12 protein-coding genes are annotated in these 13,106 nt (G+C 57.7%); 8 read left to right on the top strand and 4 right to left on the bottom strand.

Annotated elements, in window-relative coordinates; genetic code table 11:
• Window positions 1–119: 119 nt before the first annotated feature.
• The 4 genes from ACESMK_RS14815 to ACESMK_RS14800 are packed head-to-tail and all read left to right on the top strand — an operon-like array spanning window position 120 to window position 3,687.
• The gene (locus tag ACESMK_RS14815) at window positions 120–1,388 is read left to right on the top strand and encodes a nitrous oxide reductase family maturation protein NosD (protein WP_373000337.1); all 1,269 of its coding nucleotides are present in this window, start codon (window positions 120–122) and stop codon (window positions 1,386–1,388) included.
• Complete coding sequence (locus tag ACESMK_RS14810) at window positions 1,385–2,317, top strand: ATP-binding cassette domain-containing protein (protein WP_373000334.1); 933 nt, start codon at window positions 1,385–1,387, stop codon at window positions 2,315–2,317. The genes ACESMK_RS14815 and ACESMK_RS14810 overlap by 4 nt, the downstream gene beginning before the upstream one ends.
• Window positions 2,314–3,144 (top strand): ABC transporter permease, encoded by an 831-nt coding sequence (locus ACESMK_RS14805; RefSeq protein WP_373000331.1) that lies wholly within the window; start codon window positions 2,314–2,316, stop codon window positions 3,142–3,144. Before ACESMK_RS14810 ends, ACESMK_RS14805 begins: the two co-directional genes overlap by 4 nt.
• 15 nt (window positions 3,145–3,159) lie before the next feature.
• Entirely contained in the window at window positions 3,160–3,687 is a 528-nt protein-coding gene (locus ACESMK_RS14800) for a nitrous oxide reductase accessory protein NosL (protein WP_373000328.1), read from the top strand.
• Between the two features lie 56 nt (window positions 3,688–3,743).
• Here ACESMK_RS14800 and moaA read toward each other — a convergent pair whose 3' ends face one another.
• On the bottom strand, window positions 3,744–4,736 hold the full coding sequence (moaA, locus tag ACESMK_RS14795; protein WP_373000325.1) for a GTP 3',8-cyclase MoaA: 993 nt from the start codon (window positions 4,734–4,736) through the stop codon (window positions 3,744–3,746).
• A 350-nt stretch (window positions 4,737–5,086) separates the two neighbouring features.
• Between moaA and ACESMK_RS14790 the strand changes: the two genes are divergently transcribed.
• Entirely contained in the window at window positions 5,087–5,524 is a 438-nt protein-coding gene (locus ACESMK_RS14790) for an RrF2 family transcriptional regulator (protein ID WP_373000322.1), read from the top strand.
• A 112-nt stretch (window positions 5,525–5,636) separates the two neighbouring features.
• A complete protein-coding gene (locus ACESMK_RS14785) occupies window positions 5,637–7,472 on the top strand; it encodes a 7TM diverse intracellular signaling domain-containing protein (protein ID WP_373000319.1) in 1,836 nt (611 codons plus the stop codon).
• Here the strand turns inward: ACESMK_RS14785 and ACESMK_RS14780 are convergent.
• Entirely contained in the window at window positions 7,462–8,535 is a 1,074-nt protein-coding gene (locus tag ACESMK_RS14780) for a fatty acid desaturase family protein (protein ID WP_373000316.1), read from the bottom strand. The genes ACESMK_RS14785 and ACESMK_RS14780 overlap by 11 nt on opposite strands.
• 54 nt (window positions 8,536–8,589) lie before the next feature.
• Window positions 8,590–9,693 carry a ferredoxin reductase gene (locus ACESMK_RS14775; protein ID WP_373000313.1) on the bottom strand — a complete coding sequence of 368 codons (1,104 nt, stop codon included), beginning with the start codon at window positions 9,691–9,693 and terminating at the stop codon, window positions 8,590–8,592.
• A gap of 196 nt (window positions 9,694–9,889) precedes the next feature.
• On the opposite strand from ACESMK_RS14775, the gene ACESMK_RS14770 reads away from it, so the two are divergent.
• Window positions 9,890–10,516, top strand: coding sequence for a TetR family transcriptional regulator (locus ACESMK_RS14770; RefSeq protein WP_373000310.1), 627 nt, complete (start codon window positions 9,890–9,892; stop codon window positions 10,514–10,516).
• A gap of 12 nt (window positions 10,517–10,528) precedes the next feature.
• Here the strand turns inward: ACESMK_RS14770 and ACESMK_RS14765 are convergent, their stop codons facing one another.
• A complete protein-coding gene (locus ACESMK_RS14765) occupies window positions 10,529–11,998 on the bottom strand; it encodes a WS/DGAT/MGAT family O-acyltransferase (protein ID WP_373000307.1) in 1,470 nt (489 codons plus the stop codon).
• A 216-nt stretch (window positions 11,999–12,214) separates the two neighbouring features.
• Here ACESMK_RS14765 and ACESMK_RS14760 point away from each other — a divergent pair, with 216 nt between their 5' ends.
• Window positions 12,215–13,099 (top strand): bile acid:sodium symporter family protein, encoded by an 885-nt coding sequence (locus tag ACESMK_RS14760; protein ID WP_373000304.1) that lies wholly within the window; start codon window positions 12,215–12,217, stop codon window positions 13,097–13,099.
• The last annotated feature ends 7 nt before the right edge of the window (window positions 13,100–13,106 follow it).

The raw sequence follows: 13,106 nt of genomic DNA, 5'->3' as shown, positions 1-13,106 counted from the left end.
TGTGACGCTTGGGCTCCGCCATCCTTGGCTCCGCACAGTTTTGGACAGGGTTCTCCTCTTGGCTTGCCGTACCTTGGGCGGTGGCCCCGGAACTGTTTTTACCTTTTAGAGACTCTTTGATGTATTCACTTTTGCGTTATGGGGTGGCCCTGTCAGTCGCTCTTTTATCGCTGACCGCGAACGCGGACCTGCAACAACAGCTTGATGCCCTGGAACCGGGTGCGAGCTTTGAGCTTCCCCCTGAGCAGATTTCGTCTCTGGCTATCCGGGTGCCCAGGGTCACTGTGTCCTGCCATGCTGAGACGGTGATTGACCCTCGCGGGCAGGGCAATGCCGTGGATATTGTGGCCGAGCAGGTGACGTTTTCCGGTTGTACGGTGCGCAACTGGGGTGAGGACCTGAACGGGCTGGATGCCGGGATTTTTGTGGCCCGGGAGGCGCGGGATGCGGTGGTTGAGAACAACCGTTTGCAGGGGCCGGCGTTCGGGATCTGGCTGGATGCGACGCCGGATGTGACGGTCCGGAATAATCACATCCAGGGTGACACCAGAATCCGGTCGCAGGATCGGGGCAACGGGATTCATCTGTTCAATACCACGGGGGCGCTGATTGAGGGGAATGACATCCGTCAGACCCGGGATGCGATTTATATCGAGACGGCGAATAACAACACGATCCGGGGCAATGAGATGTCGGATCTGCGTTATGGCATTCATTACATGTATTCGATGAATAACCTGCTGGAGAACAACGTCACCCGGAGTACGCGAACGGGTTATGCGCTGATGCAGAGCAAGCGGCTGAAAGTGTTCAACAACCGGTCGGTGAATGACGAGAACTACGGGATTCTGATGAATTTCATTACCCAGTCAGAGTTGCGGGGCAATGTAGTAACCGGAGTGTCCCAAGGCAAGACCGGTGGAGTCGCCATTTCCGGGGCCGAGGGTAAGGCGGTGTTTATCTATAACTCGCTCTATAACACCTTCGAGGGCAACTACTTTGCCGACAGTAATATCGGGATTCACCTGACGGCCGGTTCCGAAGAGAACGACGTGTTTGGGAATGCCTTTGTGAATAACCAGCGCCAGGTGAAGTATGTGGCGACCCGAACCCAGGAATGGTCGAAGGAAGGTGAGGGCAACTACTGGAGTGACTACCTGGGGTGGGACCGTAACCAGGACGGGGTCGGGGATGTGCCTTATGAGCCTAATGACAATGTCGACCGGCTGCTGTGGAAGTATCCCGAGGCGAAGGTTCTGATGTTCAGCCCGGCGGTGGACACGCTGCGCTGGGTTCAGGATGCCTTTCCGGTGGTCAAGGCTGCCGGTGTGGCCGATTCCCACCCGTTGATGCGACTTCCCCCTGATTTGCAATCGGAGAGCCGATGAGCTGTTTTCGTCTGGAGAATGTGAGTTACCGCTACGACAAGAGTCCGGTGCTGCAAGGCATTGACCTGCGTTTGGAGCCGGGTGAGATTCTGGGGCTGTTCGGCCATAACGGGGCCGGTAAGACTACCTCTATCAAGCTGATCCTGGGGTTGATGCAACCAACCCAGGGCACGGTGTCCGTACTTGGTAGCCACGCCGGTGATCCGCAGGTGAGCCAGCACATCGGTTATCTGCCGGAGAATGTGATGTTTTATCCCCAACTGACCGGGCGGGAGATCCTCAGCCATTTCGCGCGGCTGAAGGGCGCCTCCCTGCAGCAGGTGCCTAACCTGCTGGGTCAGGTTGGCCTCGGCGATGCCATGGACGCCCGGACCAAGACCTACTCCAAAGGCATGCGCCAGCGTCTGGGTCTGGCCCAGGCGCTGTTGGGCAAACCGAAACTCCTGATGCTGGATGAACCGACCGTGGGACTGGATCCGGTGGCCACGGCAGACCTTTATCACCTGCTCCGGGAGTTGCGGGACGAGGGCGCCGGTATTGTGCTCTGCTCCCATGTCCTGCCGGGTGTCGAGCCTTATATCGATCGCGCGGCGATCCTGACGGAGGGAGCCTTGAAGGCCGCTGGAGATCTGGCTGCCCTCAGGCGACAGGCTAATATGCCGGTGACGCTCTCGCTGGATCCCGCCAACAGTATGTCCGCGCTGGAGCGGGTCATCGACAGGGTGGTCACCGGCAGTAGTTTGATGACCAGGACCGAGAACGGTCGCCTGCGGGTGGATGTGCAGCCGAGAGAGAAAATGGATTTGCTGAATGCAGTCATGGCATCGGGTGAAGTGGCCGACCTCAGCATTCACCAGCCTAGCCTCGAAGATATCTACGTGCACTTTATCGGCTCAGGTGGCCTGGCCCACAGGGGAGGCAGCCAATGAACAGTATCTGGACCATTGCCCGGAAAGAACTCAGCGACAGCTTGCGGAACCGCTGGCTGATGGCCATTTCCCTGGTCTTTGCCACCCTGGCCCTGGGGATTGCCTGGTTCGGCGCCGCCGCCTCGGGCCAGGTCGGCTATGCCTCCACGCCTGCAACCATTGCCAGCCTTGCCAGTCTGGGCATCTTTCTGATTCCCCTGATCGCGCTTCTGCTGGCCTACGATGCCATCGTCGGGGAAGAAGAGGGCGGCACCCTGCTGCTGCTGATGACATACCCGCTCAGTCGCAGCCAACTGCTGTTGGGCAAGTTCCTTGGTCATGGTCTGACCCTGGCCCTGGCCACCCTGATAGGCTTCGGGGTTGCCGGAGTCGCCATTGCCTTGCTGGTGGAAGACGTCGCCATCACCAGCCTGGCCACCGCAATGTTCCGGTTTATTGCTTCCACTGTGCTGTTGGGCTGGGGCTTCATCGCTCTTGCCTACGTAATCAGCGTCAGAGTCAGCGAAAAGCCCGTTGCCGCCGGTCTTGCCCTGGCCATCTGGTTCTTCTTCGTGCTGATCTTCGACCTCATGCTGCTGGGCACCCTCGTTGCCAGTGAGGGTAAGTTCAACGCCGAGCTGCTCCCGTGGCTGCTGATGCTCAACCCGACCGACATCTACCGCTTGCTCAACATCGTTGCCTTTGACGGCACCGCCCAGCTCAGCGGTGTCCTCAGCCTCGGTTCTGACCTGCCCATTGGCGCCGCCGGCTTATGGGCCGGCCTGGTGCTCTGGTTTGCCATCCCGCTGGCGGCGGCCCTGTTGCTTTTCCGAAATCGTCGAATCTGAACGGAGTTGTCACTGATGAACCGAACCAAACTGAACTGGCTCCTTGCCGCCGTCGCAGCCGTCACACTGACAGCCTGCTCCGGCAACGAAGAACAAGCCGCTGCCAAACCCGCCCCGGTCCATTTCGAAAGCGGTGACGAATGCCACGTCTGCGGTATGGTGATTACCAACTTCCCGGGCCCCAAGGGTGAAGCCATCACCGAAAAGGATCAGCACGTCCGCAAGTTCTGCTCCACCAAGGACATGTTCGCCTGGATGCTCCAGCCAGAGAATGAAAACCGTGATCACACCCTCTACGTTCACGACATGGCCCAGGCCGAGTGGGAGCATCCGGACGACACGGCCCTGATTGACGCCCGTGACGCCTTCTTCGTGGTTGGCTCCGACCGAACCGGTGCCATGGGGCCGACGCTTGCCTCGTTCGCGACCGAGAACGCTGCCCACGGGTTTATGACGGAGCATGGCGGTGAGGTTGTGACATACAGCGAGATCACCATGGAGCATCTGAATACCGACATGGCGATGCATGGTATGGACCACTAGAAATGAAAAAGGGTCAGATGAAAGCTTTCATCTGACCCTTTTTTTGTGCTGGCCGCTTAGCCGCCGGTCATATTCATGAACCGAAGAATCTGTACGTCCCCATTGCTGGAAAAGTGATGCCGTTCCGGCTTCAGATCCATGGCATTCATAATGGTTTCCCGCAGCTTGTCGTCCGTCACCGGATTGCCCCGCAACACCCGGCGCAGATCCACCGAGTGCTCGTTACCCAGGCACAGAAGCAGCCGACCTTCAACGGTCACTCGCACCCGATTGCAGGTAGAGCAGAAGTTGTGGGAATGGGGTGAGATGAAGCCAACCTTGGTCTTGCTGTCCTCCATCCGGTAGTAACGGGCAGGGCCTCCCGAGTCCTCGGTGGCGGGAATCAGCTCGTGGTGCCGGCGGATAATGTCCCGAACCTCTTCACTGGTGCACAGGGCCAGGCCGCGGTCGTGCTCGGAAATCTCGCCCAGGGGCATTTCCTCAATAAAGGTGATGTCCACCTGCTTCTGCCGGGCGAACTCTATCAGCTCTGGAATTTCCTCATCATTTCGGCCCTTCATCACGACCGTATTGAGCTTGATGCCCCGGAAGCCGGCCTCGCGGGCGGCTTCAATGCCATCCAGTACCTGGCTCAGTTTGCCTGTGCGGGTAATGTTGCGGAATTTCTCGGCGTCCAGGGAATCCAGGCTGATGTTCAAGCGATGCATGCCTGCCTTGCGCAGCGGTTCGGCCATGGTCGTAAGCTGACTGCCATTGGTGGTCATGGCAAAGTCCCGCAGCCCGTAGGTGCCAATTTCCTTTACCAGCTCCAGAATGTCCTTGCGTACCAGCGGTTCACCGCCCGTAAGACGAATTTTCTCGGTACCCAGATCGACAAAATTGCGGGCTACCCGCGCAATTTCCTCAAGAGTCAGAACCTGCTGGCGAGGCAGGAAGGTCATCTCCTCGGCCATACAATAGACGCAACGGAAATCGCACCGGTCAGTGACGGACAGACGCACATAATTGACGGTGCGACCAAAACGGTCTGTCAGCTTGTTCTGGGACATCGGGTTGGTCCTGTTGCCGATTGTTTTTTAACCTGAGTATAGACCAAGTATTGCAGATCGGATCACCAATTCCGATACCCCTCGGGAGGTAAGCCTCCCAGGATCCTGATGGATAGAGACCGCCGTGGTCTATCCCTGTAGAATAGATGCAGTTATGAACCTTGTTGAGAAGCCCGTGATGGGCGATCGTTTTGGGAAAACCGGATTTCGAATTCTTGCGTATATCTCACTTGCTCTGGGTGCCGCAGGCGTAGTGGTGGGCATTCCTGGCGTATTTTTGTGCGGCACGGCTTGTTATCTGGTGACTCGACCTTCTTACTGACCGATTGTGACAACGACTGGAGTATTTGATGCACATCACCCGCTATACGGACTACTCACTTCGCGTACTGATTTATCTGGCAGTGCAGGGTGATCGTCTGGCGACCATTCAGGAAATCGCCGACAGCTATGATATCTCCAAAAACCACCTGATGAAGGTGGTTCATCAGCTCAACAAAAAGGGCTACATCGAGACCATCCGTGGCAAGAAGGGGGGTATGCGCCTCCACCGCTCGCCCTCCGACATCAATATCGGAATTCTGGTGCGGGAAACCGAGCAGGATCTGAGTATTGTGGAATGCTTTTCTTCCAAGAATGCCTGCAAGATAACGCCGGTGTGTGGCCTGAAATCGATGTTTGGTGAGGCGCTGAAGGCCTTTCTGGAGGTGCTAGACAAGTACACCCTGGCCGACGTTATCCAGGAACAGCATCGACCCCAGTTGCTCAGGCTGCTCCAGATCGCGTGAGCAGCCGATACAGAAACTTACGAATTACATCCATTTATAACGGCAGCCATCCCGGGGGTCCGATAGTATGGACCTGGATTCATAAACAACAATAACAGTTGTCGGGGCCGGTTTGATTCATATTGCCTTGCTGGTGTTGCTGGCGCTGTGTTCGGCAGGGGCGTCTGCAACCGGAATACCGGACAGTTTTCCCGTTGTACTGAGCGAGGACAGCGGCAGACTGGATATTTCCCGGCATTTAACTTACTACGAAGATCCATCCTCCAGTCTCAATATTTCCCAGATTGTCAATCGGTGGCCGCAAATCGGGTCCACAACGATACCCGACGACGCCTATAACTTCGGCTTCACCGACTCCACCTACTGGTTTCACACCCGGGTTACCAACCGGTCCAGCCCCAATGATCGATGGGTGATTGAGGGCTTGTACCCTATCATTGACGAAATGGAACTTTTCGTCGTTCGGGCGGATGGAACGGTTGGCCGTCAGATAGCCGGCGACTCGATTCCGTTCTGGCAGCGCCCGAGGGATCATCACAATATCAACTTCCTGCTGAAGCTGCCGCCAGGGCAGAGCGTCGACCTGTTCTTCCGGGTCCGGACGTCCGGCGCTGTGCAGATGCGTACGCTGCTATGGCATTCGGACAACTTCAGCGCGGCGGACCACCAGGAGAGGTTTCTGCTGGGGCTCTATTACGGGCTTCTCGTGGCCATGGCGATCTTCAACTTCCTGATATTCGTTTCCTTCAGAGACACCAACTACCTGTGGTACGTGTCCTACATCCTGACCTACGGCCTGCTCCAGTTCACCCTGAATGGGCTGGCGTTTGAGCACCTTTGGCCGGATTCACCGTGGTGGAACAATCGTGCTGTCGCCTTTCTGATTGCTGCCGGCATGTTCTGCGTTCTCGGGTTTTCCCGGTCGTTCCTCGCACTCAGGGAAAATGCACCCCGACTTGAGCGGGTTTTTCTGGGGCTGATGGCCTTTTTCGTGGTAGCCGGGGCAGGAGCCCTGTTCTGGCCGGACTATGGCCCTGTCATCCGGTTGAATACCTTTATGGCCGCTGTTTCGGTGGGTTTCGTCATCCTGGCGGGTGGCTTGTGTCTCTACCGGAGGTTCCGACCGGCGCGCTATTTCATGGTGGCCTGGACAGCCCTGCTGTCGGGTATGCTTTTGTATACGCTCAAAACCTTTGCCATTGTCCCTGCCAATTTTGTGACCGAGTTTGGTATCCAGATTGGCTCAGCTTTTGAAGTCATCCTGTTGTCCATCGCTCTGGCGGATCGCCTCAGGCACATGTCCATGGAAACCCAGCGGATCCAGATGGAGATGAATGAGAAGCTGGAGTCCAGGGTTGCTGAGCGAACCTCGGAACTGGAATCCGTTAACCAGCAGTTGGAGGCACTGAGCTCAACGGACGGATTGACCGGAGTGTTCAATCGTCGCTACTTCGATACCCGGCTGGCAGAGGAAGCGGCCCGCAGTCGTCGTCAGGGGGCCCTGTCTCTGATCATGATTGATGTTGATCATTTCAAGCTGCTCAATGACAACCTGGGGCATCAGGCCGGGGATGCCTGCCTGCGTCGGCTGGCAGATGTCCTGATGACGGTCGTCAGGCGGGAGACCGATATTGTCGCCCGCTATGGGGGAGAGGAGTTTGCGATTATTCTGCCCTACACCGATGCCGCGGGCTCCCGGGCCCTGGCTGAAAAGCTCCGTACGAAGGTGGAGGGTGAGCTCTGTTTTGAATGGGAGGAGCAACCGGTCCCGGTGACTGTCAGCATCGGTGTGGCGACGGCGCCGGGCGGGATTCCGGTGGAGCCGTGCCAGTTGATCGCGGCAGCGGATGAGGCCCTGTATGCCTCCAAACAGTCGGGACGGAACCGGGTGACGGTCCGGCCGCCGGGAGAGCGGCCGCTGGGGCGGTTCGAGCCTGCTATGCCGTAGTCGCGGTACCGGTGAGACGCTCCGGCAGAGAATGCCGGAGTATCCTCTTGATCACCGTGCTGTATTGCTTTGCAAAACTGCCGGTGTTGTAGTGAATGCCGTGTTTGCGGCAAACCGCCTGCACTTTTCCGGAAATTTCCGGGTACCGATGGGCGGGGAGGTCCGGAAACACATGGTGTTCCACCTGGTAGCTCAGGTGCCCGCTCAGAACGTGCAGCCAGCGTCCTCCGGTGAAGTTTGATGATCCGGTGAGTTGGCGTAGGTACCAGTGGCCCTTGCTCTCTCCCTCACACTCCTCCTCTGTGAAGGTTTCCGCATCCTGGGTAAAGTGGCCACAGAAAATCACGGTAGATGACCAGAGGTTGCGGATCAGGTTCGCACCCACATTCCCCGCCAGGACAATGGGGGCTACCGGAAAGGTGATCAGCGGAAAAAAGACGTAATCCTTGAACGCCTGCCGGCCCCCTTTTCGCGCAAACTCTTTCAGGAAGGGCAGCTTTTCGCGCCAGCTGATTTCCCGGCTCCGGAGTTTCTCGGTTTCCAGTTCGTGCAGGCCTACGCCCCACTGGAAGAACACACTGAGCAGTACATAATTGATGAACTGCAGAGCGTGCCAGGGTTTCCAGGGCTCGTCATCGGTGAGCCGCAACACGGCGTAACCATAATCCCGGTCCTTGCCGATGATGTTGGTGTAGGTGTGGTGTTCATAGTTATGGGTGCGGCGCCAGGAATCGCCCGTGCAGACGGTGTCCCATTCGTAGGTCTGGGAATGCAGGCTTGGGTCGTTCATCCAGTCGTACTGGCCATGCATGACATTGTGGCCTATTTCCATGTTCTCCAGGATCTTGGCAATGCCCAGGGTGGCGGTAGCGGCAACGAATACCGGAGGTATGAAACCGAATGGCATCATGATCCGGCCGCCTGCCTCCAGGCTACGGTGCAGGCGCACCATTCGACGAATGTACTGCGCATCCCGTTCGCCAAGATCCGCAAGGACTTCATCCCGGATTGCGTTGAGGTCTGCTTCCAGTTCCGAGAGTTGAGCTTCGGTCATCTTTTTCATGGTGATACTCCCTGCGGTGCACTGAGGCGCCGCGATGAAATCGGGTGTGAATTCTTAAAGGTCGAGTGAAACCGGTCCCCGAGGCACCGAGATGCAGAGCTGGACGTTCTCCTCGCCGGGGCTGGAGGCCTGGCCGGTCAGGCGATTAACGACGGTCCCCGAGGTTTTCCGGCAGCTGCACTGATGACAAATGCCCATGCGACAGCCGTAGCGGGGAGTCAGGCCGGCGGCCTCGGCGATCTCCAGTAAGGTGGCATCACCCTCGGAGCCAACCTCCAACTGGCTGCTCTCGAACTGAACCTGGCCACCGAGTGTTTCGTTGCCCAAATCGGCACTTGGAGCGGAGAAGAAAGTGCTGTGGATATCCGCATCAGCAAAGCCTCGTTTGTAGAGAAGATCCTGGGCCAGATCCATAAGGCCCTTTGGGCCGCATAGATAGACCTGCCGTGCCTTGATGCCCGGTACCGTGTCCAGATCCTGGTCACGCAGATAGCGAGGTTCTTTTGACTCGTTGGTGGCAATGATATTAAGCGTCAAGGCGCCGTAGCGTGCCTCCAGGGCCAGCAGCTTTTCCCGGGCAATAACGTCATCACTGGTTCTGACGAAATACAGCAAGGTCACCGGTGCCCGGTAATCGCTGGCTGCCATGGTTTCGAGCTGGCTCAGCACCGGGGTAATTCCGCTGCCGCCGGCGATAAACAGTACCGGTTGGGAGGTTTCTGGTATCAGGAAGTCGCCGAAGGCCTCGCCCATGCCGATTACCGCACCGCTTTGCAGGTCGTCGTGGATCCAGTTAGTGACCAGGCCACCCGGAAGACGTTTGATGGTCAGGGTGACCAGACCCTGTTCCTGCCAGAGCAGCGGAGAGCTCGAGAGGCTGAATGTTCTGTTGCGACGGATGCCATCAACCTCGACACAAATGTTCACATGCTGGCCGGCCCTGAAGCCTGACCAGCGCCCGGCCGGTTTCAGGACCAGGGTTTTGGTGTCCCGGGTTTCTGAAATGATCTGTTCGACCCGGGCCGGTGTGTACTCTTGTACCCACATCGGGTTAATGCGTTCGAGCAGGGGGTCGAAAAAAGCTTCCGGGTCATTCCGGTTGAACAGCTGCCTGCCAAGCCATTGCAGGGCTTTGTGCTGGGTGTGTCTCGCTAACATTCTGGGTGCCTCCCTGAGGCTTTCGGTTATCCGTGTGTACAAGTGTTCACTAATGTGTACGACTGTACACACGGATTTCTCTGGCTACAACGGCCCGATTAGTAATGGCTCAAAATGACAAGCATTCTGTACTTTTATTTTCTCGGGTGTGTACACTTGTGAACCATCGGCTAACGGCAGGCGGCATGGATACAGGATGGCGGAAAAACAACGAAGAAAGCCCGGTGAAACCCGCGAGAAACTGATGAGTGCGGCGTTAACGCTGGTTGGTAAGGGGCGGCATTTCGCCAGTCTTGGTATCCGGGAAGTGACCCGTCAGGCAGGCGTGGTGCCAACCTCGTTTTACCGGCATTTCCGCAATATGGACGATCTGGGGCTTCAGCTCGTGGATGAGCTGGGGCTGGTGCTGCGCAGGATGATGCGGGAGGCCCGGGCGAACGTGTTGCAGGCGGACAAGCTGATTGAAGAATCGGTGGCCATCTTCATCAGCCACGCGCAGGCTAACCGCAGTTTTTTCCTCTTTATGGCCCAGGGTCTCGCGGGTGAGAGCCGGGCAGTGCAGGAGGGTATCCGCAGTGAGATGCGCTTCTTTGCCAGCGAGCTTGCCAACGATCTGCGCAGGCTACGGCTGGTGGACCACCTCACCGACCAGGACCTGGACATGACCTGTGACCTGGTGGTGCGAAGCGTTGCCTTCAGTCTGACCGATCTGCTCGGCGTTTCAGCAGACGACGACTACCAGATTGAGCAGATCCGGAAGCGAACCACCCGCTTCCTTCAGCTGATCTTCGTGGGCGCTGCCCACTGGCAAAGCGCGAGCTGATCGTCTGCTGTATCAGTTCGCTTTACTCTTTCTCGTCGATGGTTTGCGTGGCGCCCTGGGCTTGGGCGCAGCTTTCGGTTTGGCCTTTGGCGGTAAAATCAGGCTTTCCAGTTCGTCCAGTGCTTCACCGGTGTAAACCGCCAGTCTCTGCATGCTTGGCAGTGTGTCCCGGCAGCCCGTGTAGCCGAAGTTCAGTGATCCGTCATAGCTCAGGCAGGTAATGTTCAGCGCACCGCCGTGGGCGATCAGGGACACCGGGTACATGGCTTCCAGCTTCGCACCTTCATAGTAGAGCGTTCTCTGGGGCCCCGGCACATTGGAAATCGTGACATTGAATACCGGGCGCATCCTTCCGCCCAGGCCGGACATCAGTTGCAGGATGTAGGGCGACATCAACAGCATGGTGTACTGGGTCAGAGCGCTTTTAGGCAACTTCTGGAGATGCTCTTTCGCCCTGCGGGTGGAGGACTTGATGTTCTGCAGGCGGGTCAGCGGATCCGCCTCGTCGGTTGCCAGGGAAGCGATCATGAAGCTGATCTGAGTGCCCACGCCCTGGTCATCAGATGGCCGGATGTTGACCGGGATGCCAGCGGTGAGGGGCGTGTCCGGCAGCTCGTCCTGTTCCAGCAGAAAACGGCGGAGGGCGGTGCCGCACAGATACAGGACGATATCGTTCAGGGAGGCGCCGGAAACATGGGCCAGCTCCTTGATCCGGTCCAGCTGGTAATGCTGTGTGGCGAATCGGCGCTGGCCGGTGACCCGGTGATTGATCTTGGACACAGGCCCGGTGAATGGCGCCGTGAGGCCGTCTTCGGGATGACGGACTGAATGCACCAGCCGGTTGCCCGCCTGCCAGAGGCGTGGCGCCATATCCGCCTGGAGTTTCAAGGCGTCCATGGCCTGTGAGAATGCTGCCGGAACGCTGGCTTCTGAATCGGTTTTGCTGCCTCGACGACGCTCCGGACGTACCGACCAGGGGGGCGGCATATCCCTTTTATCGGGGTCTGTGGTCAGCACTCGCTGCATCAGGCGAACACCGCTGATGCCATCAATCATGGAATGATGCATCTTGGTGTAAAGCGCAAACCGGTTATTTTCCAGTCCTTCAATAACGTGGCATTCCCAGAGCGGGCGGGCAAAATCGAGGGGGTTGGAATGCAGGCGCGACACCAGGATACCCAGTTCCCGTTCACCACCAGGGCGGGGCAGCGCCGAGTGACGAACGTGATAGTCGAGGTCGATGTTTTTGTCCACTTTCCATGCCGGCGCCAGAACCCGGCCCAACAGTCCGGACCATGCCAGCTTGTAACCCCAGGGAGGCGCTACGTCACCGGTTTCTTTCATTCGAGTCACCATGTCCCGAAGAAAGGTTTCAGGGGCGCCCTCCGGTAGCGAAAAGATCTGCAGGTTGCCCACGTGCATGGGTGTGTCTTCAGATTCTACGGCCAGCCAAGAGGCATCCAGGGTTCCCAGGCGTTTCATTCCTTGTGTGTCTCCACGAGTGTCCAGGTATTTTAATTGTCTGATGCAAGTATACTTGCAACGGCTCTGGTACACGATGCTTGTGGTCATAAAGTTCCCCGGTTTTGCAGCGTTTTACCGTTACAAGCCGTTGCCGTTGAATGCTCCCGAATCAGACCAGTCTGTGCTACTTTTCATCGGTTGGTTGCAGTAAAAACAAAAACATCCGGAGGCGTTGTGGAATCCAGCCCGCTCATCTCGGCAGGACTGCCGATTGCTCTGTTCATTATCATGATTGGTATCGGCATGACCCTGACGGTCCGTGATTTCCGCCAGGTGGCGGTTTATCCGAAAGGGATGATTGTCGGCACTGTCGCCCAGATACTTGTCATGCCGCTTGTCGCTTTCATGCTGGCAACCATGCTTGCGGTTCCGCCGGCCATCGCCGTCGGCCTGGTGATTATCGCGGCCTGCCCCGGGGGAACCACCTCGAATCTGTTTGTGCTGCTTTCGCGGGGCAACATTGCGCTATCCATTGTGCTGACCGTCAGCGCCAGTCTGATCACCATCCTGACCCTGCCTCTTTTCACCAATCTTGCCCTCCAGCACTACATGGGCACGGAAGAAAACATTGTGCTGCCGGTCTGGAAAACCGTGGGTATGCTGATCGGCATCGTGTTGTTCCCGGTTGCCATCGGAATGGTGGTTCGTACCCGCAAGCCGGACGTTGCCCGCAAGGCCGAAAGCATTGTCAGTGTCTTCGGTGGTATCGTGCTGGCGGTGCTGATTGTGGCCCTGGTTTACGGGGTGCGTGACCAGATCTGGGAGCTTCTGAAACAGGCGGGGCCGGCGACTATTCTATTGAATGTGGCCGGTATCGGTCTGGGCCTTGCGGCGGGCCGTGTGGCGGGTCTGACCCAGCGGGAATCGCTGGCTGTGGCTGTGGAGCTGGGTGTAAAAAACGGTACCATTGCCCTGATGGTTACCCTGACGCTACTGGAGTCCAGCGCCATGTCGATTCCGGCTGCGGTCTACGGGGTGCTGATGTTCCCGATAGGCTTTGTTCTGGCGATGTATGGCCGTAGCATTATTCCCATCTCAACCGTACAGCGCAAAAACTGACCGGAGT

This window comes from Marinobacter sp., assembly GCF_041687235.1.
Classification (GTDB): Bacteria; Pseudomonadota; Gammaproteobacteria; order Pseudomonadales; family Oleiphilaceae; genus Marinobacter.
This window is presented reverse-complemented; position numbering and strand designations above follow the sequence as displayed.

Excerpts from the sequence above, each read along its gene's own strand:
- ACESMK_RS14770 (WP_373000310.1), top strand. The coding sequence starts at position 9,890 with ATGGCGGAAAAACAACGAAGAAAGCCCGGTGAAACCCGCGAGAAACTG.
- ACESMK_RS14810 (WP_373000334.1), top strand. The coding sequence starts at position 1,385 with ATGAGCTGTTTTCGTCTGGAGAATGTGAGTTACCGCTACGACAAGAGT.
- moaA (WP_373000325.1), bottom strand. The coding sequence starts at position 4,736 with ATGTCCCAGAACAAGCTGACAGACCGTTTTGGTCGCACCGTCAATTAT.
- ACESMK_RS14780 (WP_373000316.1), bottom strand. The coding sequence starts at position 8,535 with ATGAAAAAGATGACCGAAGCTCAACTCTCGGAACTGGAAGCAGACCTC.
- ACESMK_RS14815 (WP_373000337.1), top strand. The coding sequence starts at position 120 with ATGTATTCACTTTTGCGTTATGGGGTGGCCCTGTCAGTCGCTCTTTTA.
- ACESMK_RS14800 (WP_373000328.1), top strand. The coding sequence starts at position 3,160 with ATGAACCGAACCAAACTGAACTGGCTCCTTGCCGCCGTCGCAGCCGTC.
- ACESMK_RS14775 (WP_373000313.1), bottom strand. The coding sequence starts at position 9,693 with ATGTTAGCGAGACACACCCAGCACAAAGCCCTGCAATGGCTTGGCAGG.
- ACESMK_RS14805 (WP_373000331.1), top strand. The coding sequence starts at position 2,314 with ATGAACAGTATCTGGACCATTGCCCGGAAAGAACTCAGCGACAGCTTG.
- ACESMK_RS14790 (WP_373000322.1), top strand. The coding sequence starts at position 5,087 with ATGCACATCACCCGCTATACGGACTACTCACTTCGCGTACTGATTTAT.
- ACESMK_RS14765 (WP_373000307.1), bottom strand. The coding sequence starts at position 11,998 with ATGAAACGCCTGGGAACCCTGGATGCCTCTTGGCTGGCCGTAGAATCT.